This is a genomic window from Novipirellula galeiformis, assembly GCF_007860095.1.
In the GTDB taxonomy this organism is placed as follows: domain Bacteria; phylum Planctomycetota; class Planctomycetia; order Pirellulales; family Pirellulaceae; genus Novipirellula; species Novipirellula galeiformis.
In genome coordinates this window covers 597,111-620,321 of record NZ_SJPT01000003.1, presented here as the reverse complement: position 1 = coordinate 620,321, position 23,211 = coordinate 597,111, and the positions used below count along the sequence as shown (strand labels likewise).

The window sequence follows — 23,211 nt, the reverse complement described above, 5'->3', positions numbered from 1 at the left end:
CATTCCGAAGCAAATCGGGATCGCATCGCACAAGTTCTTCTGCTGACCGAGGACGCCTTCGCAAGGACGCGACTAGGCAATCAGATCCTCGACAACGCGGCCGTGAACGTCGGTCAGACGGAAGTCGCGGCCAGCATATCGATAGGTCAATTTCTTGTGATCAAATCCCATCAATTTCAACATCGTGGCGTGCAAGTCGTGGACGTGCACTCGATTCTCAACCGCTTGAAAACCAATTTCGTCGGTCGCTCCGATCGTTTGTCCGCCTTTGACACCGCCGCCAGCCATCCACACGGTAAATCCATGATGGTTGTGATCGCGACCGTTCATCTTGCCGGCGTTGGTGCCTTTCTTGGGCATTTCAACCACGGGAGTTCGTCCGAATTCGCCGCCCCACAGGACCAGCGTTTCGTCGAGTAAGCCAAGGCGTTTAAGGTCCGATAACAACGCCGCGATCGGCTGATCGACCTGTTTCGCCAAGCGGCGGTGTCCGTCGGCTAGGTCATCATGATTGTCCCACGGTTGGCCGGCGCCGGTGTAGAGCTGGACATACCGCACTCCGCGTTCGACCAATCGCCTCGCGATCAACGATTGTCTGGCAAAATCGCCAGTCCCGTACGAGTCGAGCACCGCCGCGGTCTCTCTCGAAACATCAAATGCATCGGATGCTTCATATTGCATCCGATAGGCAAGCTCGAACGACTCAATCCGAGATTCTAGCCGTGGATCGTCCGGACGTTGTGCCGCGTGAGCGTGGTTCAGCGAGGCGAGCAGGTCGAGCTGCGCTCGTTGGTCATGCTCCGAAACGCCTTGCGAACGAATGTTGTCAATCAGCTTTTCGACACGCTCGTGGCTCGAATCGACATAGGTCCCTTGATACTTTCCAGGCAAGAAACTGTTTTGCCAATTTTGAGACTCCTTAATCGGGTAGCCGCCCGGACACATGACAATGAACGAGGGCAAGTTCTCATTCTCGCTGCCCAAACCGTACGTCATCCACGATCCAACACTGGGACGCACCAGTCGTGCTTCGCCAGTATTCATCAACATCAACGATGGTTCATGATTGGGCACATTGGCGCGCATGGAGTTGATCACGCAGATGTCGTCGATGTGCTCGGCCGTTTTGGCAAACAGCTCACTGACCTGAATCCCACTTTCCCCGTATGGTTTGAATTTGAACGGGGATCCCATCACGTTGCCGGTCGGGCGTTCGGTCTTCAGCGTCCCGGTCGGCGCCGTTTTTCCATCAAACTTGGCAAGGGCCGGTTTGTAATCGAACGTATCGACATGACTCGGCCCTCCATTCATGAACAGATGAATGACGTATTTCGCTTTCGGCGGAAATTGCAGCGGTGGCAATCCCTCCGCAGCAACTTCGCGAGTCAACATATCGCTCAACGCAATCGCACCTAAACCGGTGCCACATCGACGCAGCATCTCGCGACGCGTGAACGGAGGTAGATGGAGATTCATCGAATCGCACTCGGATGGGAGGGGGGGCGTGGAGAGTGGGAGAGAGGAGGGAGGCTGACTTTATTCTAATGAATTTTGCCAGCGTGTCGTGGCCATCTTTTGCCCCACCTGCGAGTTCTAGCCATTCCCATTTTAGCGCCCGCGGCGCGGACGCCGTCGGGTTGCAGCGAGAAAAACGTTCGAATTCGAGCGGGTGGTCCCGCGCCGGGGCCGCTCTACCGAATCCACTGACGCCCCCACCTACTTCAGTTCATCGAAGCCTTCGAGTGCATCATCGCCGGTCATCACCGGTTCGCCGCTGCCGAATCCATCGTCCGCAGGCACCTCGGCCGCTTCTTCTTCGGCAACAAACCCTTCGTTCTCGCCAAACGCTTGCTCTTCACTCTCTTCTGCGACCGCAGCGGGGTCGGTGTCCGCTTTGGGCGCCCGCGATTTACGGTTTCCCAGGAGCGAAACAATGGGGACCGCCAAGATAACGACGGCGAGAAAGACGACCCAGAGAATGAAATAGATCATCGATAGATGGCAAACTACACGAGGAACGAAGAAAAGCGTCTGTGGTTAGGATAGTTGCCACGATCGGTCGACGCAATGAAAACCTCTGCGTGGGCACCCTCTCGTTCTATTCGTAATCCCATTTCATGATCCAAGGGTCCTGCAGCTCTTTCTGCATCGACTTTAACTTGGCTTTGTAGCGGTCCAAGATATCTTGGTGCCCTTCGCTTTCGGCAAGATTGCTCATCTCGTTGGGGTCCGCGGCAATGTCATAGAGTTCAAATTCAGGACGATGGATATAGCCGTCCACCGTTTTATTGCCGTACACCGCATCGGGACCTTGTTTCCACTGTGCTTGCCAACTGCTTGCCGCCCACAAATCCGATGCAAACGGGTAGGGCAACGGATGCGCGATGTTCCAAATCAATTTGTAATGCTTGTCGCGAACCACTCGCATTGGGTAATACATTTGGATTTCGTGAAACGTGTGCGATGCAAAGATCGTTTCATGATGCGGTTCGCTTGGATTAGCCAATAGATGCAGCCACGATTTGCCATGGTAGGAATCGAACGCCTGGCCCCCGTTTCGATTATCCATGATCGCTTCGTCACGCTCGGCCCAAAACTTTTTCACATTGATAGGATTTTTGGGAGCATTGGTTTTCCGGTTCAATCCGTCCGCGAAATCCAAAATCGATGGAGTGATGTCGACGTGGCTAAGGAGCGCTTCGGACTCGACACCACGCACGCTTTGGTACGGATCGCGTACAACAAAAGGGACTCGCAAACCGCCTTCGTAGACCGTGGTTTTGCCACCGGCGAACGCCATCCCGTGATCGGAGGTGAAGACGATCATCGTTTTGTCGTAAAGATCGTTGGCCTTCAGGATTTCGACCAAGCGGGCCACCCCCTGGTCGATTCGTGAACACGATTGGTAGTACTGAGCCAACTCCTCACGCGTCTCCGGCGTGTCAGGCAAAAACGCGGGCACGACCACGTCCTTGGGGTCGTAGAAAACCTCTTCGACGCCAGGGTACGCACCTCGTTTTGCTTTGTTGCCGAACCGATTGGGTTTCAGTTCCAAATGGCTCGTTTCGTCCACCCCCCCGCCGCGATGTGGGTCGGAGGTGGCAAAGTACAGAAAGAAAGGCCGATCGTCGCTCAAATCGGTAATGAAATCGCGACTCGCGTCCGCCATTTCGACCGCGTTGCGTGAATTGCCTTTGAGGTAGGTTTCGAAATGAAAAACCGCTTCGGGTGCAACGTGGTACTTGCCAATTTGCCCGGTACGGTAACCGGCATTCTTCATCACTTGGGGTAGCGACAAACGCACGACGTCATGAAACGAAGCAAATTTGTGATAGTGGTGTTGGTGGCCGAATTGTCCGTTACGATGGTTGTGCAATCCGCTCATCACCACACTTCGGCTAGCGCTACACGATGCCGTGGTGGCAAACGCATTGCGAAACAACACGCCGTCCGCGGCAATCGCATCGATCGCGGGTGTCTTGGCAATCGCATCGCCGTAGCAACCCAAGGTCGGGCTTTCGTCATCGGTGATGATGAAAATTACGTTGCGTTCGGCTGCATTGCCGTCGTTTGTCACGCATAATGAAAGCACCCATCCGAGTAGGATGAAGACAACCGCGATCGGCGCACGGAAGCGAACGGAATCGCGGGTCGAGTTCGATTGCATCGAGTGGCGAGCCATGTGGATAAGTCCCAAAGCGTGGTGAAATCGAGTCCGACGCGAGGTTCGAGTGAGGCGAACGTCGGTGAGGGCAAACGGGAATTGAGGCCAGGTCGGGATGGCCAAGTGGGAATACAGTTTAATGGATTCAAATTAAGATGGCGAATACGGTGCACCGATTTTCATTCTCTGCCTTGCGATCCCGCTCACAGCTTCACTGTGTCGACGTTTACCCGCTGACGATTTCGAGGAAATCGGGATTCGTCGCTCCATCGCTGCCCCTCGCATTAGCGTGTCTGACCATCGTGACGGTGGCTTGGGGGGGCGCTGCGAATCGGGGATTCGCAGCAGATCGAACGACGTTGGCGGTGGCACTCGCGACGGGGCACCCGGGGGTCAAACCATCGGCGTTCTCAGACGCCTCCTTTGCTGATGCCGCGATGGCCGATGCGAGGGGGGACGCCGGGGCTCAACCGGCCAACGCTCCGACGACCGGAACCGAGCATGCTTGGCGTGCCTACCGAGAGCTTTGGCAAACGCATGCATCGGATCCCGCCAACCGTGGGGTGCGTCGCTTTCTGGGACTGCCGCTGGACGGAGTGATTGAAGTTCGCAGCATTCGCGGTCGCTCCGCCCCGACGTGGTTGCGGTGGCAGCGTGGAAGTTACCAACAATATGAATCGCCGCACTTTTCGATCTACAGTCGTGCGTCGGACGAGGATACTCGGCGTGTGGCCGAGGATCTTGAACAGTGTTATTGGGTTTGGACGCAAATGTTTTTCCCGCTGTGGGAAGGCAACGCACAAGTCGCAATCGCGTTTGCGGATTGGCGTCGCGGCACTTCGATCGCGGATCATCTCGCAAAGTCGACGTCGCGACTTGCGACTCGTCAGAAAATGAGAGTGGTTTTGTTTCGCGACGGCAATGAATACGCCGCCACGCTTTCTAAACAGATCCCTGGGATCGAACGCTCCACGGGCTTTTATAGCGACGAGAACCGCACCACGTTTTTGTTCGCGGGTCACGAGGAAACCGAAGCGACGCGACGACACGAATTGGTTCACCAATTGTTCCGCGAAGCGACGCGATCGAGTCGAGGGCGAGGCAGTCGATCGGCCAACGACACCATGCCGGGTGAAGGTTCGGGGTTTTGGTTGATCGAAGGCATCGCAGGTTACTTTGAATCGCTACGCATCGGCGATGGCATTGCAACGGTGGGAGGATGGGACGCATCCCGGCTTCAATACGCTCGTTACCGCACGAACGTGGGCGGCGATTTCATGCCGTTGCAGGAACTCGAACCCGAAGGTCGACTCGCCGCCCAGCAACGCACCGACTTGGCTCGTTATTACGCACACGCGATTGCTCATACGCATCAATTGCTCGATGGCGGTAATCTCGAGAATCGAAAATGGATCTACCATCGTTTGGCGATGATGTACGGCATCGAATCTCCGTATCCCGAGTCTCCCGCACCGCAACCGACGATGCAGCAAATGCGTTCCTTTCTGAACGTCCGTGACTCGGATCTCAAAGGCAATCCGCCGAGCCCGACAACAAAACGATTGTGTTTGGCCGCCTGTGAAGTCACCCCCGAAGGCATGCAGTCGTTTCCTCCATTACCAGAACTCGATTGGCTCGACCTTTCAAAAAACAGACAAATCACCTCCGATGCGGTGAACGCCTTGATCTCAGAAGCCACTTCGATCACCCAACTAAGCCTCGAGGCGACCGCGGTCGACAATGGGATTGCCACCCGCTTGGCGATGGCCTCTGAGTTGGAAGAGATCGACTTGAGTTTTACGGCAGTCGATGATGACGTGATTGAAGCGATCAAAGGATTGCAGGAACTACGCACCCTGTGGCTCACCAAAACCCAAGTTTCCGATGCGGCAATGGATATGATTGAGTCGCTTTCGAAGTTGGAAGTACTGGATGTCCAGCAAACGAGGGTGTCCGAGGCACGGCTCGAAAAATTCAAACGAGCTCGCCCCGACGTCAAACTCAATCCACTGGAGCTGCGATTGCAATGAACCACCATGTTGATCCAGCATTACCGCGATGCTTTCGGTTGCAACAGTTTTTCGCCTCGCAGGCGGTCGACGATATTCGCCAATCGGTCGATCGTTCGATCCAAGCGTCGACATTCTCTAGTCGACTTCGGTCTGGAGAATCCGTCGCGATCGCAGTGGGGAGTCGTGGGATTGCTGACTTGCCCACGATCGTTTCGGCGTTGGTCGATTTTGTGAAACGCGTTGGTGCGGTTCCTGTGATTGTCCCTGCAATGGGCAGCCATGGTGGTGCGACGGCCGAAGGGCAAGCCGCGCTACTGCGCTCGCTGGGGGTCGAGGAAACCGCGATGGGCTGTGAGATTCGTTCTTCCATGGAAACGGTCGTGATCGGAGCGTCACGGTCGGGGATTGACGTGCACTTCGATAAAATTGCGTCCCAGTTGGACCACGTCGTGATCGTCAATCGGATCAAACCGCACACCCGTTTGGCCGGTCGCTACGAAAGTGGTTTGGCTAAGATGCTGTTGATCGGCTTGGGCAAACATCAGGGAGCGATCCGCTATCATCATGCGATGGCGGATGCCGATTATTGCTTGGATTCGATGGCCAATGAAATCGTGCCGATGATTTGCGCCGCCGCTCCGGTTTCGCTCGGATTGGCGATTGTCGAAGATGCGTTTGACCAAGTATCGCATGTGGAAGCAGTTGAAGCGGCTGAGTTTCTCTCGGTCGAACCCCGTTTGTTGTCGATGGCGCGCGAGCGGATGCCGCGGTTGCCGTTTGACGATGTCGATCTCTTGATCGTCGACCGAATTGGAAAAGAGATTAGCGGCACCGGAATGGATACCAACGTGGTGGGACGCAAATGGAATGATAAGGTTGCTGCGGAAAACGAATTCCCCAAAGTCAAACAGATCTATGTGCGAGATCTCAGTGAAAAAACGGCGGGCAATGCCGCGGGAATCGGCGTGGCCGAATTTTGCCACCGCCGGGTCGTCGACAAAATCGATTACGACAAGACTCGCATCAATTGTTTGACCAGCATGCATGCGTCGGCGGGCGCCGTGCCGATTCATTTTGAATCCGATCGTGAGGCGTTGGTTGCGGCGATGGGACAAGTCGGAAAACGAAACCGCGAGCAACTCCGCTGGATCTGGATCCGAGACACGCTGCATCTCAGCGAACTGGTCTGCAGCGAGGCGTATTGGGACGACGTGAATAGCGGCAGCGGTGTCAGCAAGGCGGTTGAGCAAAAGCCGATCGGCGGACTCGAGGCCTTGTCGTTCGATGCCGCCGGGAATTTATCGAACGGGTTCGATTTCTGATCAGCGTTGACGAGGGTGGGGGACGGCAACCTCGTGAATCGCCAACTTCGTGAAACTTTGGCTACGGCGAAACGGTGTCGTTGGGATGTGGCTTCCACCACGAGGACAAGTCCAACACGAGACTGAATAGCAACGGAATGACCAACAGTGTAAACACCGTCGAGAAAAACAATCCACCGACAACGATCGAACCGAGACCGCGATAGAGTTCGCTTCCCGAGCCTGGTGCGATGACAAGCGGCAGCATGCCGAACACGCTGGTGCACGTCGTCATAAAGATCGGACGCATCCGGCTTCGCACCGATTCGCGAATCGCCTCACGCGGTGACATGGGGGCGACGTCCCCTTCGGCTTCGCTGTGGTGGCCGCGCATATAGTTTAGTGCTTGATGCACAATCAAAATCGCGTTGTTGACTACCACGCCCACCAAAATCACAAAGCCGAGCATCGTCAATACGTCGAGTTGCTGAGTGGCGTCTTGGCGATGAACGCACCACAATCCTACAAAACCGCCGACCGTTGCTAACGGTACCGTGAACATGATGACAAGCGGATACAGGAAGTTTTCAAACAACGCAGTCATCAACAGATAAGTGATCAACAACGCCAGAAAAAAACGACTCAGCGAGACACTTCCGATCGATTCCCAATTCAAACCGGTCCATTGTCCCATCAGCGATGCGCGGACCTCGGACAAACGGTCGGCATTGCCCGACAACGACACCGCGATATCGCCGCCCAAATGCCCTTCGGCTCGCGCTTGGTCGACAACCTCGAGAATCGTGGCTTGAGCTTGCTCTAGTGCAACGTTGTTAGGCGGAGTGATCGTCAGCGCGATCGCCCGTTGCTGTTCGACCCGACGAATCTCTTGCGACGCTTCGGTCGGAACAAAACTAGCAATCTGTCCCAATGGCACCATGACGACTTTGCCATTGGCTTCTCGTACGGCGATCGGCAGCTCGGCAACCTGTTCGGGGGAAATTTCCGCGGCGGGATCACGAATCAGGATCAAGTCGATATTGTCGCCCGCGAAATCAAAGTCACCCACAAACGATCCGTCGATCATCGAACGCGCCGCGAGCGCCAAGTCACTGACGTTGATATTCAACCGCTTGGCGACTTCTTGTTTGATCTGCAGTTGCCGCTCCGGCCCCGCTTCGTTGAAGTTGCTGGGGGACGAGCGAACCGAGAATTTAGAAAACCTCTCTTGCAACCGTTTTTCGAGGTAAGTGCAGGCTGCCTTTAAGCGAACCAAGTCGTTGCTGCTGACTTCGATATCCACGGCGTTGGAGCTTCCCGACCCACGGCCAAAGATCGACGCTTGCGACGTCACTCCTTTACTGGCCGGGATCACGTCAAAGACCTTGCTGAAGACCGCCGCTAGCGGTTCGACATTGCTAGGGTCTTGGCTAATCCCGATCATGAACACGCTGCCGCGGGCGACGACAAAGAAGAATTCTTTTAAGGCAGGAATGTTGTGATACTCTTTGCCCGTTCGCCGATCGATCACGGGGCCATTGAGCGAGGCCTCTTCCGAGCTGGTCGCACGCCAAAAAGGCTCGAGTTCTTTTTCAATGCGTTGTCCCACATAAAAGTTTTCCATCAACGAATAACCGGCGGGTGTCGAGAGGCGACAGAACGTGAAGTTCTTGTTGCCGTTGGGCAGGTAACTGGCCGGCGGCATCAACATCAAACTTATCCCAACCGAGCCGAGCATCGTCAGTGTGATCAGCATGATGCGGAGCCATGCACTGGATAGACTGCGGTACGTCAACAGATAGATCAACGAGGCCCACCGATCGCTGAGCCATCCAAACACTCGGGCAATGCCGAACAAGCCAGCCACCGAACCGGCCACGCGACTAGGCTCCGCCGAGCGACGCAAAAACAACGCCGCTGCGGTGGGAATCACCGTGATCGAAACAACGAACGAGAGTGCGACGGAGGCACAGATGGCAAGAATCAGATCGTAAAACAGTTGTCCCGCTTCGTCTTGCACCGTCAACACCGGCGCAAACACGGCGATCGTCGTCAATGTCGACGCCAATATCGCTCCCCAAACTTCGCGTGTTCCTTCGTAGGCCGCACGGGCGGGGCTGGCGCCAAGTTTCAAATGACGGTCGATGTTCTCCAGGACCACGATCGCATTATCAACGACCATGCCGACGGCAAAACTAAGCCCGGCGAGCGAGATCACGTTCAAATTTCGATCCGCGAACCACATCACGACAAACGTGCCGATGACCGAGATCGGAATCGAAACCGCAATGATCAACGTCGACCGCAGGCTGCGTAAAAACAACAGCAACACTAGCACCGCCAAACCGCCGCCAATCCACAAGTTCTCTCGCACCAAGCCAATCGCGCTGTAGATGTAGAGTGAATCATCGAACGCCATTCGCAGTCGGAGTCCGTAGCGATCGTTTTTGAAACTTCGTAGCACGCCTCCTTCGGCGTTCATTTCGTCCACCGCCAATTTGACTTGCTCGATGATGTCCAATACGTTGCTGCCCGTTTTGCGTTTAACAAAGACGGTCATCGACGTGCGTCCCTTGCATTGGTCGAAGTGGACCGATTTTTCCAGCGTGAGTTCGACATTTGCGACGTCGGCGACACGCACCGGGCTGCCGCCCTCGTCAAATTTGATAATCGTGTCACGCAGGGGCTCGAGCGAATCGTATTGTCCGAGTACACGAAAACGCACGTCTTGACGACTGTTCGCCATGTCGCCGGCCGAAGCGTTCACGTTGTCTAGACGCAATGCCGAATTCAATTCGGAAATCGTGATCCCACGTTGGGCCAATGCTTTGGGGTCGAAACGTACTTGCACTTGGTGTTGGCGACCGCCCTTGATGTCGATCTCAGCGACGCCCTCGATTCGTTCCAAGCTGGGTTTTAGAAAACGATCGGCGTAGTCATAAAACGTGGCAACTTCGAAATGGGGGTCTTCGGCTTGTAATAATAGGTAAGCAATCGCGTTGTCATCCGCCGTGTCGGCGACATCGATGATCGGTCGGTCGACGTCCTCGGGATATGCGGGGACCTCGTCGATCTTGTTTGATACCTCTTGCAAGATTCGATCTGGAGACGCGCCGACGTTGAACTCCAACGTGATGCTCGCAGTGCCCAAACTCGCCAGCGACGTCATCTTCCACAGCCCTTGCACGGACTTCAATTTCTCCTCTTGCTCGAGCAGGATCGACTTTTCGATCTCCTCCGGACTGCGGCCACTCCAATTGGTACGAACGGTGATGACGGGGCGATCCACGTCGGGAGTCAATTGGACGGGAATCCGTGCCAGTGCAATGACGCCAAAGAGCAGCACCAGGATCACGCCAACGGCGGTCTTCACCGGATTTTCGATAGCGAATTTGATCGGGTCCATAAGGCGTGCGGCGTGGTGCGTGTAAGGAGGTGGGAAGTAAGGAACCTTGTCAAATTTTTCCTTGAGCAAGGATCGATGACAAAATCCACGACAGGCAGGACGTGGCAAAAACGATCGCGGCGTCGTTGACGCTTTATCGATCGACGCGTTGTTGTCCGGTGCGATACGCTCCGGGCACCGACTCTAGCGACGAAGAATCCGAGTCGACGCGCACCAGCGCACCGGGGACCAAGCGTTCGAGACCTTCGGTGACGACCTGCACACCCGGCGCAAGTCGTGATCGATCCGCCTCGCGCTGACACGTGATCGCGTACGACTGGCGGGTATGCGACAAAACCTGCACCGGCACGGGGTGGGCAACCCATTGCGGTTGGGAATGCGGGGTGCCTCCATTGGAAACCGAGGTCACATCGGGCGGGGCTTTGGAGGCGTCGGTTGACTCTTTAGGTTCCAATATCCACACCGTCGACTCGTCGGGTTGCATCAGCACCGCGTCGCGAGGCACAAGTAATTCCGTCGATTTTTGCATCACGGGGACAAACACCGTGACTCCCATTCCAGGCAACAGTTTGCCGTTTCGATCATCCAACTCCACACGCACTGGGAATGTACGAGAGCCGACAGAACCTTGCGCGTTGATCGAAAAGACTTTTCCGGAGAGTTCCAGCCCCAAGCTATCGACGACCACATCCACCGAGTCGCCGGTGCTTAGGAGTGGCAATGAGTTCTCAGGCACCATCATTCGCGCGTCAATTCGACCGTTTGAAATGATTTCGACGATCGGGCTACCGATCGGAAGGTATTCACCGACCTCGGTGTGCTTGGCGATGACGCTGCCGTCGAAGGGAGCGTAAATTTCACGTCGTGAGATACGCTCGTTGGCCTCTTTGAGCAGGACATTGAGTTGGGCGAGTGAGGCCTGGAGTCCTTCGATGAGTGAACGTTTCTGCTCGGCTTCACTCAGCGAAACCGCCCGTTGCCCCAGCAATTCTTCGTAACGCTTCAGGTCGGTTGTCTCAAATGCGAGCGTCGCTTTCTTTTCCGCAATTTGAGTCATGATTTTGTCTCGTTCCAAGTTCGTCCACGTGTCATCGATGCGGGCGATCAGGGTTTTGCCAGCGATCACTTCGGTCCCCTCATCAATTGGCAATGCCACCAATTTGCCCGCGACCTCGGTGGCGATGGTGGCACTGCGAACGGCGATCAAATCACCCACCAATGCTTTCACCGGCACGATGGATTGCCGCTGGATCGTGCCCACCCGGACCAGCTGAGCTCGAGCGGGCGGTTTGCCTTTGCCCGCGGGGCGTGCGGCCGCACCCTCCGTCGAGACGATCGGGGCCGACCACTTGGCGACCGCCCAATAGGTGGCCACTCCACCGAGTAGGAAGGTGGTCAAACTGCACGAAAGCAGCGTGCTGAGAAACCTCTGATTCAGCAGTTCGGTCGGTCCAGATTTGCGGAGCATGGGATGGGTCTCGTGGTGGGCGGGCCTGACAATTGAGTTGGGCCTGTCGAATGAGTTGGGCCTGTCGAATGAGTTAGCCCTATTGAAAGGCGAGGGCCTATTGAAAGGGGGGAGGGCCTGTCGAAAGGGTAATGCGCAATCGCGGCCAAGCCGGGGACAGCGGAAATGGGGGTCGACCTGTCCTTTGAGAAATTAAAGTCGATTGTCGACACCTCGTGCCCCCCGCCAGGGCTGGTTTGGGGTGACGGGGCGGTGTAGCATTGGCGGGGGGGACTGCGTGAATCGCGTCGCGGGGCACGGAAGTGTTGACGGTGGGTTACCGACACTCGGAATGGGCTGGCACATCACGGTTGCCGTTGCAAGCGATAACGGCTTAGCCTAACGAGCCTTCATTGCCGTGGGTGGCGGACCGCTCCTCTTGTGGATGATGTGGCAAATTCGGTAGGCTAAACAACCTAGTCTGTCCCAGAGCCACTGCGGTGTTTCCCACCGATCCATTGATTGTCACTCTCTGCTTTCACTCTCTGCGTCCTCCTGAATTTTCGGTCCCCATTGTCTGAAGTCGTTTCCCAACCGCCCCCGTGGTCTGAACGGATCTCCGAGCGATATCAGTGCACGTTGGCACCTGATTTGGCTGACTGGTTCGATCGTGAGATTTGGCAACGCCAAGGGACTGGCGAATTTCGGGTGCCGATCTCGCCTGCTGCGTTGCTGTCGGATGCCGCCGATGAGATTTGGCCCGGTTTGATGCCTTGCGATATGTTGCCCGTGCTAGCGGATTCCGCCGGCAATTGGGTCTGCGTGCGAGCGGACGCAAACAATCAGATGAGCGAAATGGTCCAGTGGTTTCACGGTGGGGGAGATTGGATGCCCTGGGGGAAACGCTTGGCCGATGCGATCGTGTTCGAAGCGGTGGTCGAGCGGTTACCAGGCCCCCGTCGTCGTTTGGCCGTTCCCGCCGAGAATCCCAAACAAGATTTCGACCCGCTCAACGACCCATTTGTGCATTGGGCGTTTGAACATCAAAGCAAATCGATTCGTGAACTGTTGGCCGAGCAAACCAGTCCGCAGGAAACTGCCGAGATCTTGCTACGCGAGGACATTGCCACTGAGGCCGTTCGTTGTGAATTGGTCCAGGATGCGATGCACCAACCTTGGTCCAGTCAAGTCAACAGTAAAATCGCCAGCAAACTTGGGCTCTCGTGGAACGATTGTGTTTCCTGGATGTTTGACGGTTCGAGAATTCCGGCCGATGCATGGCGGTTACTCAAAGACAATTTGAACGTGGGCGACTTTGATCGCGGCACTCAAGATTGGTCCGCCGTCGAGAGGCACTGCAAGGCCGTGATCGATCACACTCAGGAATCGACCCGCCAACTTGCATGGGCCTGGGACCTGCTGGGCTATGCGATCGAACGGCGCGATGATCGAGCCGGTGCCATTGGCGTCTACGAGCGCGGGGCGACCGCTTCGAGCTTTACCGATCAAGCGGTTCGCATGAACAGCCATTGGATGCAACACGAAGCGGCCAAGTTCTCCGTCGCTCGCTTGCAGAAACTTGCCCCCGAAACGGTTCAAGCGTCAAAGTATTTGTCGAGCCTGCTGGGAAGTAGCTCCCAAGCGTGTCGCCATCAGGTGGTTGAATATTGGATGGATCAGGCGAACAATGCGAGAGACCCTAGCACGTCGCTTGAACGGCTGATGCATGCCGGTTGGGATGTCGGAGTCGATTCGTTTCATCGCTTTTCGACACTGCTCGATCGCATTGCTATCGAGGCCGAGGCGGCGGGACAACAGGCCCGAGCAACGCTGGCGAAGACCCATCGACGCTGCTTGCAAAATCGTTACGGCGTCTAGATCCAAAAGCGTTCTTTGACACGCCATTGGCCACCGAGGCAACTCGAATCTGGTGCCTCGCGCGTCGGTTTCCAGGAAATGAAATCTTCGACCTCAGGACGAACCGAATCGAAGCGGACCGGCCTTGACGTTTCCGGCAAATTGCAATCGTCATTGGGGGGGGCTGTGTCGCTGAACCGTGCGGTGGTTGTTGCTTGAACCCCCTGTAGAAGTATGTTTTCGTGCGTTTTAATCACTCCACCGGCATAATCGTTACGGTTTGACTCAAAACTGGCTCTTTCCGGACCAAACAACACGAACAACTAGAAGTATCAGCACAATCCGGTCGATGGATCATGATGCCGGCATGGGTCAACCGAGTGGACGACCCGATGCTAGAAAAATTGAGTGGGTAACAATCGTTCCAGCTTATGTGGGTTTGCTGAAACGTGAGTGCATCTTCTCTCGCGGGTTTAATGACAAGCGGCTGTGAGACACTTTCGAGTGCCTCGCAGCCGTTTTTTTTTGCTTGCTAGTTTCATGCGTGTTTCCTGCTTCGCCGAACGCGAGTTTCGCTCAATGCATCGCGGCCCAACATCGGAAGCTCCGTCCGCTGTGAGCGGTTGAGAAACCGGGCCGACGAGTCGCACCCCAGGGGGGCTGCGGCCTGCTTTGACGCCCACCCACGGCGACGATTACGGAAATCCGCAACTCGCTTGCTGGCCAGGAATTGCAGCTCATTTTCAATTCTCAGCTGTAAAAGCAGGTCCCCATGACGTATTATGGGGGGGTATTGCCGAATACCAGCGTCGCCTCCCCCCCTTTTCGCGAACGTCGATCACGCTGACTCGAGATTGCCCCTTCGCGTCGAGATTGCCCCTTCGTGTCGAGGGTTGCCCCTTCGTGTCGAGGGTTGCCAGCGTCCATTAGGCAAATGAATGCGACGGCGGTCGCGTCTTGGCTGCCCCTTCCTTCCTCCTCCCCCCCAAATGCGATCCATCAACGTGACGCCTCTACCCTTAATCCAGATGTATCTCCGGCAGATTCGCTTCGCCTTGATCGCAGCGTTGGTTTCGAGCTTCCTCGTCGCTTGGAGTGATGCATTATTCGCTCAGGGGGGCCCCGCCAGTGTGGTGGTCGCGGCGGTGATGGAAGAAGAGGTCGCCTCTCAACAAGCGTTTGTGGCCAACGTCAAACCATGGCGAGAAAGCACGATTGGCAGTGCGGTTGATGGCCGCGTTTTGGAGTACTTGGTCAACGCGGGCGATGCGGTTAGCGAAGGGCAGCCGCTAGCTCAATTGCGAACGGCTACGATCGGCATCGAGATCGCGGGGGCGGAAGCGGAACTGGCCCTGCGTGAAGCCGAGTTGGCGGAATTAAAGAACGGTTCGCGTGTGGAGGAGATCGCCCTTGCCGAAGCGTTACGCGATGTCGCAAAAGCCAACAATGAATATGCGAAAGCCAAACTCGAGCGAGCCAAGCGGTTGTTCAACGAAGCCTCTGGGATCTCCGTGGACGAATTTGAATCCGATCAAGCCGCAGCACTTGTCGCGGCAGCGACGATGGCGCAAACCGAAAGCTCCTATCGGTTGGTCGTCGAAGGGCCTCGCCAAGAACAAATCGACCAAGCGGCCGCACGCGTGGAAATGCAGGTCCAAAAAATTGCATCGCTCAACGACCGACGCAACAAGTACACCTTGCGATCACCGTATAGCGGCTTCGTCTCTCGTGAGTTAACCGAAGCGGGCGCGTGGGTGAGCCAAGGGAACCCCGTGGCGCAAATCATCGAGATCGATCCGGTCGAAATCGAGGTTTATGTTCCCGAGGGCAGTATTCGTTTTGTTCACCCCGGCGATGACGTCATCGTTTCGGTCGAGGCGGTTCCAGACCAAACCTTCGCAGGCACGATTGATCAAATCGTGCCTTTGGCCGACCCCTTGGCGAGGACCTTTCCGGTGCGTGTTCGCGTGGCCAATCCGGCGGTGGAGTCTCGACACCCCTTGATGCCCGGCATGTTGGCTCGGGTCACGTTGCCCACGAGCGAAAGACAAACGCGCTTGCTCGTCCCCAAAGACGCCATCCAGCTGGGCGGATCGACGCCGACGTTGTACCGAGTTGTCGATGGAAAAGCGACGCTTACGCCTGTGATCACCGGCCCTTCGCGGGGGAGCTGGGTCGCGGTCCACTCTCAAGTCCCCGGCCAATTGAATCCAGGCGACTTGGTGGTCACGCGAGGAAATGAACGACTCCGTCCTGGGCAAGCGGTTGTGATCACCAACAAGCAAGACGCAGCTCCCCAGTAGTGGATTGCGTCGCAGAACGCGTCGGAGCCCGTCACTGGCTCTGTATCAGCTCACGGCGTTGTCCACCGTGGCTCCTCCCTTTCATTCGCTAAGCCAAATCAAGATCCACGCATGCATCCCATTGAAACCTGTGTCCGTAACCCGGTGAAAGTTGCCGTCGGTGCGTTGCTGCTGATCCTGTTTGGCGTGATCGCATTGGTTCGCATGCCGATGCAATTGACCCCCGAGGTACAAACGCCAACGTTGACGATTGAAACGCGTTGGCCGGGGGCGAGCCCGCAAGAAGTCGAGCGGGAAATCATTCAAGAGCAGGAAGAACAGCTCAAGAGTGTCGAAGGCGTCATCAAGATGACCAGCGAGTCGATGGACTCCAGTGGCCGGATCGCATTGGAGTTCTACGTCGGCACGAACATGGAAGAGGCTCTGTTGAAGGTCAACAGCCGATTGCAACAGGTTCGTGAATATCCCGAAGAAGCCGACCAACCGGTGATCTCGACCAGCAATTCATCGGACCGCCCGATTGCTTGGTTCATCCTCAGTTCGTTGCAACCGAGCCTCGCAGAAATTCAAGCGTTCGCCGATACCCATCCGGAACTTCGTGAGCCACTCGCTCCGGTGCTGCGCAGCGAAAACCCTGGATTGCGTTTGCTCCGTTTGCGCAAAATTGTCCAGGAACATCCCGGCATCGCTCCGCTGTTGCCGCCCGATTTGAATGTCCCTGAAATGCGACGTTTCGCCGAAGACTATATCGAAGCCCGATTCGAACGAGTCAACGGGGTTTCCAATGCCAACGTGCTCGGTGGCTTGACCGACGAAATGCAAGTCATCATCGATCCCCAGCGTTTGGCGGCACGAAGTTTGACGATCGATGACGTGCGTCGTGTGCTTCGCAATCAGAACCAAGACACCTCGGGCGGTGATTATTGGGAGGGCAAACGGCGCTATGTTGTTCGCACGTTGAATCAATTTCGCAGTGCGGATCAAGTCAAAGCCCAAGTGTTGGCGATTCGCGATGGCGCGCCGGTGTTTGTCAGCGACGTTGCCGAAGTCAAATTGGGGTTCAAAAAGCCCGATGGGTTGGTACGCCGGTTTGGTGAATCCGCGATCGCCGTCAATGCGTTGCGAGAAACCGGCGCGAATGTTTTGGACGTCATGGAGGGACTGAAAAAAGGCGTCGACGAACTGAATGACGATTTGCTGCGCGACCGCAAATTGCAACTGCTGCAGGTCTATGACGAAACCGAATACATCTACGCTTCGGTGGGATTGGTCAATCAAAATATCGTGGTCGGTGGAACGCTGACGATGTTGGTGTTGATGCTGTTTTTGCACTTGAATGTGCGGACATTGGTGTTTGTGCCGTTGATTATCGCCAGCACGGTCGCTTCGATGCTGCTGAGTCCATGGTACGGTTTGATCACCTTGGCGTTGATTGTGGTGGCGGGGTTCTGGTTTGCTCGTGGCGCTTTGGTCGTTGGGATGGCGATCCCGATTAGCGTGATCGGTACCTTTTTGCTGTTGAATCTATGGGGCCGTTCGCTGAACGTGATCAGTTTGGCGGGCATGGCGTTCGCCGTCGGCATGTTGGTCGATAACGCTGTGGTGGTGCTCGAAAATATCTATCGTCATTACCAGGACGGGCGGTCACCGTATGACGCGGCGTATCGCGGAACCAAAGAGGTGTGGGGAGCCGTGTTGGCTTCGACGCTGACGACGTTGGCGGTGTTTTTGCCAGTCTTGTTTGTCGAAGAAGAAGCGGGCCAATTGTTTCGCGACATCGCGTTGGCCATTAGTGCGGCGGTTGGGTTGTCGTTGATCGTCAGCATCACGTTGATCCCTACGGTCACGGCGCGGCTACTCACCGAGAGGCCTGAGCAATCGAAATCAAGGTCGCAGACTCGGCGTGCGCCGCAGGGGCTGCAGCGCGTGTCGCAAAGGATCGTCCAACCGATTCTGTGGATCAGCTCGTTGTTTGTTTCGATGGTGGTCGGCGCGAACCGAATGATCCAACAGAGTTTGCTGCGGCGGTTGGCATTGATTGCGGTGCTGTTGGCTGCCACGGTAGGTTTGAGTTACGCGTTGTGGCCGAAGGTCGAATATTTGCCGACCGGCAATCGCAACTTGGTGTTCGGCATCATTTTGCCGCCGCCTGGATACAACTTGGATGAGCTTTCGAGACTCGGCGAAACCGTTGAAGAGCACTTGAAGCCCTATTGGGATATCGACCCGGATGACCCGGCGGCAAACGATCTCGACTACCCAGCGATCTTTGACTTTTTCTACGTCGCTCGCGGACGGCAAGTTTTCTTGGGCGTTCGCTCGCTGGATCCGCAGCGAAGTGGTGAATTGATCCCTCTGATCCAAAGTGTGCGATCCAAATTACCCGGCGCGTTCGTGATTGCCAAGCAATCGAGTTTGTTTGAACAGGGGTTGACGGCGGGCCGCACGATCGATGTCGAAATTACGGGGCCCGACCTAGAGAAATTGGTCGCGATGGGAGGCCGAGTGCTCGGCCAAGTGATGGGAGCGATGGGCGAACCGGTGATCCCGAATGCCCAAGCCAGACCGGTACCAAGTCTCGACCTAAGCAACCCCGAGACGCACGTGATCCCCTACTTGTTCCAAACCGAACAATTGGGCGTCAACGCGTCAAGTTTGGGCTACGCCGTGAACGCCTTGGTCGATGGCGCCTTTGCCAGCGATTATTATGTCGGCGGTGATAAGATCGATTTGACGATCGTCGGAAGCTTCGACCAAGCGACCTCGATCCAAGATCTCGAGTCGTTACCGATTGCGACCCCGCGTGGTCGCTTGGTTCCGCTCAACTCACTTGCCAAAATCGTCTCCTCGAGCGGTCCCGAGCAAATCAATCATCGTGAGCGTCAACGGGCGATCACGATCGAAGTCTCTCCGCCGCCCGAGATGGCATTGGAGGACGCATTGCAGCGAATTGAAACCCAAATCATTGATCCGATTCGTGCGTCGGGGCAACTCGATGGCGGTTATCAAATTGCACTGTCGGGAACCGCCGACAAACTGCGGGATACATGGTTGGCATTGCGCTGGAACGTGCTGTTGGCGTTGCTGATTACCTATCTGTTGATGGCGGCGCTGTTTGAGAGTTGGATTTACCCGTTCGTGATCATCATGAGTGTTCCGCTTGGGGCGGTCGGCGGGATCCTGGGACTACGGATGCTCAGCGTTTACTTGAACTGGCAGGGACTACCGCCGCAAGCGCTTGATGTGTTAACGATGTTGGGGTTTGTGATCCTGATTGGGACGGTTGTGAATAACGCGATTTTGATCGTGCATCAATCGCTCAATTTGATGCGTGACGACGGCTTCAATTCGCGCGACGCGATTCTCGAAAGCGTCCGCACGCGAGTGCGTCCGATCTTGATGACGACGGCGACCACTGTCCTCGGCTTGTGCCCGTTGGTGTTGTTCCCCGGTTCCGGCAGTGAGCTTTATCGCGGCTTGGGCAGTGTTTTGTTAGGCGGTCTGCTTGTTTCGACGCTTTTCACCTTGATTTTTGTGCCGACACTATTCCGCATCTTCATGGACATCAAGGAATCGTTCGGTCAGGGGGAGAAATCAATCAATCCAGATCCGTCGTCGAGGATCGAGGACGACTCGGAAGATAGGGCTGCCGAAGCACCGGCGCACTCCGCCGCCCATGCGATGAGTTAAAGGGGAGCAGCTTTCCTAGCGGCGCGGCCGAATACGAACGTGCTACTCACTACTCACTGCGACCGGGCCGCCTGTTTGGCGTTGAAGACGTTTCACCTCCCCGAAATCACCTCCCCGAAACTTGTTTTAGGGCGGTCAGAGCGAGCTGCAGCAAGCTCAGGGTGGGGGCTCGATGGGGTAGCAGTGGATCGTGCAAACACAGTGCAACCACCCCTCCCCGGCTGCTAGCGCGCCCGACCCTCCCGCGCACGGGAGGGGGCATTCCGATTGGTGTGAAAAATCGACGCCTCTCAGCAGCCTCGCGTCTTCATGCCCCAGTTCTCTCCGTCGACTTGTTCGACGAGGCCTGCTTGCGACAAAATCTTCAACGACCGCTCGACTTGAAAATCCACTTCGACATTGACCGCTTCACGCATCATTCGTTCGCAATGACGTCGCAGTTTGCGTTCGCTCAGCGGCGTGTCGCTCGACAGGATGCCGTACAATGCCAGGGTCGCTTCGGCTTCACTTTGTTGACGTGCTTGTTGGATCAAGCGGTACCCTACCCCGGCGTTGGTATCGAGTTTTTGGTAGTACAGATTTTTAGCTAAGTTCAACAGATAGCGATTCTTGGTTTGAAAGTAGCTGACGATACTGCGGATGATGTAGCCGATCGAGGCAAAGATCAATCCCGCCAACATCATCGAAGAGTACAGCGTGATGGCGGCAAACAGAACGACGAAGTGGCCCAATTTACGCAGCGACATCAAAAGGCCACCGAGACTTGGGACAATGATTTTCGCATGGTCCACTTTACTAATGCGGACTTTTGCTCCCGGCAGCAACATATCGACATCTAGCTTGGGAATGTTCTTGAACATCCGTAAATGCAACCCCTTGGACGACAGTCGCTCTTCCGAAACATCGTCGTCGTGCAACTTGAACAGCACCACCATCCGTTGGTACAGCGGGACTTCGACCGGTTCGCGTTGGTACAGAGTGCGAAGTCGCCGGCGAAAACGCGTGCCCACGATGTCACCACGCGAATAGACCACAAGTTGATCAAACAGGCTGAAGTCGACGTGTAGCGGCACTCCCCACTGACTCGCCACCCCGACACACGCTTCGATATCCGATTGTTGTAAACGGCTGTAACCCGCTTCCACCAACATCCGCTCGCACAGTTCGATGGTCGGAAGGATCGAGGGGGACGGGCAATGGCGGTCCGGCAACGCGTCTGGGGATTTGGCGGCATCCGTTTCCTCCGAGGGTGGATCGCGATGATCCGAGTCGGGATCGAGTGCGGAGTACCATTTTGAAAATTCGGTATGGTACGCCGCGCTATTCTGATTGAGTATGCTTTCCACCTGGGCAAAGGCTTCGGCGAATGCATGTTGCTGGGAATCGCTGAGTTCGTTTCGGCGGATCAGGTAATCACGCAGACGTGAGGGTTCGACGGGCAAATACAACTCGACCGCCCAGCGATCGGGATTGTCCGAGATCAGTCCTGATGCACTTAACTCGCGGCGATCACTGAACGAACTCCCCAGCGAGCGTGTGGTCGCGCCGTCACGATTGACAGACCACTCGACGAGAAAACGATCAATGAAGGAACTAGACACCATGGGCTCCGAGTCGCGAAACAACCCACCGCCAGCGACGCGAAAACCGGTTCGCGGAGTAGCGCTGGACATGGATGGCTTGCTGGTTGATACCGAACGATTGTACTGGCAAGTTGGCGATACGTTACTGCAGCGGCGGGGCTATCGCTACAGCAATGAGCTGCAAGCTCGCATGATGGGGCGGATCGGGGTTTCGGCGGTCGAGCAAATGATCGAGATGCACCAACTTACGGATTCCCCCGCAGCCTTGCTCGAGGAATCCGACGAGCTGTATGGCGTGTTGTTAGCCGACCAACTTCGCCCGATGCCTGGGTTGAGCCAATGGATGGACGCGCTACAGAAATCGGGGTTGCCGTTTGGGCTAGCGACGAGTAGCCGGCGAAAATTTGTCGATGTGATTTTGCCGAAATTCGACTGGGCGAATCAACTTGCCTTTGTGTTGACCGGCGATGATGTCGTTCATGGCAAACCGCACCCCGAGATGTACTTGACGGCGGCTGAGAAAATGCAAATCGCCGGGTCGAACATGCTGGTTCTCGAGGACAGCGGCAATGGGTGTACCGCGGCGATCGCCGCGGGAGCTCAAACCGTCGCCGTGCCGAGCGAGCACACCCAAGGTCAATCGTTCGGCGAAGTGATCTTGATCGCCGACACGTTGTTGGACCCGCGATTGCACGAGTTGATTGACACTTCACGGTAATCGCCAGCGAGAAACGTGAGGAAACCAACGACCAGATCCGGCGGGCGACATTGCACGCATGCGGACTTCACCTCCCCCGAAACTTGTTTTGGGGAGGTACAAGCGAGCGGCAACAAGCTCTGGGTGGGGTCTCGGTGTGTGTTAGAAGTGGATCGTGCAAACACAGTGCAATCGACCCTCCCCGGCCGCTATCACGTCCGACCCTCCCGCACACGGGAGGGTAAATACGTAGCCGGCCTACGCAAGACGGACGTTTCCGCTTACTTACCGCTCAGCGGGGCGGATCCGTAGGGACGCGTGCTAATGACACCTTCTTCGGGACTGCTGGCGGTGCCGTAAAGTCGCTTCGGAATGCGGCCTGACAAATAAGCGTCACGACCTGCGAGCGAGGCATGCTTCATTGCTCGAGCCATGCGAATCGGATCGCGTGCATGCGCGATGGCCGTGTTCAACAACACGCCGTCGGCTCCCAACTCGAACGCTTCGCTAACATCGCTTGCCGTTCCCACCCCCGCGTCGATGATCACGGGATAATCGGGATCGTCTTCCTTTAAATATTCCAAGATGATTCGCAAGTTGTTCGGATTGAGCAGTCCTTGGCCGCTGCCGATCGGACTGCCCGCCGGCATCACACTGGCCGCCCCGACCGCTTTCAACCGCTGGGCCGTGACCGGGCAATCGCTCGTGTAGCAGAGGACTTTGAATCCTTCTTTGGTCAATTCCTCACACGCGGCCAGCGTTTGCGAAGGATCCGGCAACAACGTTTTGCTGTCGCCGAGCACTTCCAATTTGACCCAATCGGAACCCGCATTATCCAGAGATCGCAGGATTTCACGCCCCAGTTTTGCAGCCCGAATTGCATCCTTTGCGGTGTAGCAACCGGCCGTGTTGGGGAGCAAGATATACCGGTCGAGATCGAGGAAATCGAGAATGTTTTGACCCATGCGATCGTAAAGCTTCTCGCGTCGAACGGCCACCGTTACGCAATCGCTGCCCGAGGCCATTAGCGAATCCCGCATTTGTGGCATCGAGTCGTAGCGGCCGGTGCCCACGATCAAGCGGCTTTTCAATTGGTGGCCACCGACGACCAATCCAGGATCTTCGTCAATCACGTGGGGGGTGGATTCCGTGGTAGACAATGCGAAAGCTCAACAGAATGCGGGGAAATTGGAGTGACACTTTGAAGGTAACTGCAAGGATACCAAATCGCCCTGCTTGCTGGCGAGCGGC

At 56.1% G+C, this 23,211-nt stretch carries 13 protein-coding genes; 6 read left to right on the top strand and 7 right to left on the bottom strand.

Features of this window, described 5'->3' with window-relative positions; all coding sequences use genetic code 11:
• Positions 1–72: 72 nt before the first annotated feature.
• The 3 genes from Pla52o_RS10170 to Pla52o_RS10160 all read right to left on the bottom strand — a co-directional run bounded on the left by Pla52o_RS10170 (position 73) and on the right by Pla52o_RS10160 (position 3,682).
• On the bottom strand, positions 73–1,476 hold the full coding sequence (locus tag Pla52o_RS10170) for a DUF1501 domain-containing protein (protein WP_146594483.1): 1,404 nt from the start codon (positions 1,474–1,476) through the stop codon (positions 73–75).
• Between the two features lie 240 nt (positions 1,477–1,716).
• Positions 1,717–1,992, bottom strand: a complete 276-nt coding sequence (locus tag Pla52o_RS10165; protein WP_146594482.1) for a hypothetical protein — start codon at positions 1,990–1,992, stop codon at positions 1,717–1,719.
• 106 nt (positions 1,993–2,098) lie between these two features.
• Positions 2,099–3,682 (bottom strand): sulfatase family protein, encoded by a 1,584-nt coding sequence (locus Pla52o_RS10160; RefSeq protein WP_231612230.1) that lies wholly within the window; start codon positions 3,680–3,682, stop codon positions 2,099–2,101.
• A gap of 149 nt (positions 3,683–3,831) precedes the next feature.
• Between Pla52o_RS10160 and Pla52o_RS10155 the strand changes: the two genes are divergently transcribed.
• Both Pla52o_RS10155 and Pla52o_RS10150 read left to right on the top strand, forming a co-directional pair.
• Positions 3,832–5,694, top strand: a complete 1,863-nt coding sequence (locus tag Pla52o_RS10155) for a leucine-rich repeat domain-containing protein (RefSeq protein ID WP_146594481.1) — start codon at positions 3,832–3,834, stop codon at positions 5,692–5,694.
• Positions 5,691–6,998, top strand: coding sequence for a lactate racemase domain-containing protein (locus tag Pla52o_RS10150; protein ID WP_146594480.1), 1,308 nt, complete (start codon positions 5,691–5,693; stop codon positions 6,996–6,998). The genes Pla52o_RS10155 and Pla52o_RS10150 overlap by 4 nt, the downstream gene beginning before the upstream one ends.
• Positions 6,999–7,059: 61 nt before the next feature.
• Here Pla52o_RS10150 and Pla52o_RS10145 read toward each other — a convergent pair whose 3' ends face one another.
• Together Pla52o_RS10145 and Pla52o_RS10140 are read right to left on the bottom strand one after the other, a co-directional pair.
• On the bottom strand, positions 7,060–10,383 hold the full coding sequence (locus Pla52o_RS10145) for an efflux RND transporter permease subunit (RefSeq protein WP_146594479.1): 3,324 nt from the start codon (positions 10,381–10,383) through the stop codon (positions 7,060–7,062).
• 133 nt (positions 10,384–10,516) lie between these two features.
• Positions 10,517–11,851 (bottom strand): efflux RND transporter periplasmic adaptor subunit, encoded by a 1,335-nt coding sequence (locus tag Pla52o_RS10140; RefSeq protein ID WP_146594478.1) that lies wholly within the window; start codon positions 11,849–11,851, stop codon positions 10,517–10,519.
• 630 nt (positions 11,852–12,481) lie between these two features.
• Between Pla52o_RS10140 and Pla52o_RS10135 the strand changes: the two genes are divergently transcribed.
• The 3 genes from Pla52o_RS10135 (at position 12,482) to Pla52o_RS10125 (ending at position 19,680) form a co-directional block, all read left to right on the top strand.
• On the top strand, positions 12,482–13,708 hold the full coding sequence (locus Pla52o_RS10135) for a hypothetical protein (protein ID WP_197169139.1): 1,227 nt from the start codon (positions 12,482–12,484) through the stop codon (positions 13,706–13,708).
• A gap of 983 nt (positions 13,709–14,691) precedes the next feature.
• Positions 14,692–15,990, top strand: a complete 1,299-nt coding sequence (locus Pla52o_RS10130; RefSeq protein WP_197169138.1) for an efflux RND transporter periplasmic adaptor subunit — start codon at positions 14,692–14,694, stop codon at positions 15,988–15,990.
• A gap of 111 nt (positions 15,991–16,101) precedes the next feature.
• Positions 16,102–19,680 carry an efflux RND transporter permease subunit gene (locus Pla52o_RS10125; RefSeq protein WP_146594475.1) on the top strand — a complete coding sequence of 1,193 codons (3,579 nt, stop codon included), beginning with the start codon at positions 16,102–16,104 and terminating at the stop codon, positions 19,678–19,680.
• Positions 19,681–19,970: 290 nt separating this feature from the next.
• On the opposite strand, the gene Pla52o_RS10120 is transcribed toward Pla52o_RS10125, so the two are convergent.
• On the bottom strand, positions 19,971–21,281 hold the full coding sequence (locus Pla52o_RS10120; RefSeq protein WP_231612229.1) for a DUF3754 domain-containing protein: 1,311 nt from the start codon (positions 21,279–21,281) through the stop codon (positions 19,971–19,973).
• 1 nt (position 21,282) lies between these two features.
• Between Pla52o_RS10120 and Pla52o_RS10115 the strand changes: the two genes are divergently transcribed.
• Entirely contained in the window at positions 21,283–21,981 is a 699-nt protein-coding gene (locus Pla52o_RS10115) for an HAD family hydrolase (RefSeq protein WP_146594666.1), read from the top strand.
• Between the two features lie 260 nt (positions 21,982–22,241).
• On the opposite strand, the gene Pla52o_RS10110 is transcribed toward Pla52o_RS10115, so the two are convergent.
• The gene (locus tag Pla52o_RS10110) at positions 22,242–23,120 is read right to left on the bottom strand and encodes a thiazole synthase (RefSeq protein WP_390620847.1); all 879 of its coding nucleotides are present in this window, start codon (positions 23,118–23,120) and stop codon (positions 22,242–22,244) included.
• Between the last annotated feature and the right edge of the window lie 91 nt (positions 23,121–23,211).

Bases quoted from the DNA above. Each gene is read 5' to 3' on its own strand.
- Pla52o_RS10150 (WP_146594480.1), top strand. From the start codon at position 5,691: ATGAACCACCATGTTGATCCAGCATTACCGCGATGCTTTCGGTTGCAA.
- Pla52o_RS10170 (WP_146594483.1), bottom strand. From the start codon at position 1,476: ATGAATCTCCATCTACCTCCGTTCACGCGTCGCGAGATGCTGCGTCGA.
- Pla52o_RS10140 (WP_146594478.1), bottom strand. From the start codon at position 11,851: ATGCTCCGCAAATCTGGACCGACCGAACTGCTGAATCAGAGGTTTCTC.
- Pla52o_RS10165 (WP_146594482.1), bottom strand. From the start codon at position 1,992: ATGATCTATTTCATTCTCTGGGTCGTCTTTCTCGCCGTCGTTATCTTG.
- Pla52o_RS10125 (WP_146594475.1), top strand. From the start codon at position 16,102: ATGCATCCCATTGAAACCTGTGTCCGTAACCCGGTGAAAGTTGCCGTC.
- Pla52o_RS10145 (WP_146594479.1), bottom strand. From the start codon at position 10,383: ATGGACCCGATCAAATTCGCTATCGAAAATCCGGTGAAGACCGCCGTT.
- Pla52o_RS10160 (WP_231612230.1), bottom strand. From the start codon at position 3,682: ATGGCTCGCCACTCGATGCAATCGAACTCGACCCGCGATTCCGTTCGC.
- Pla52o_RS10115 (WP_146594666.1), top strand. From the start codon at position 21,283: ATGGGCTCCGAGTCGCGAAACAACCCACCGCCAGCGACGCGAAAACCG.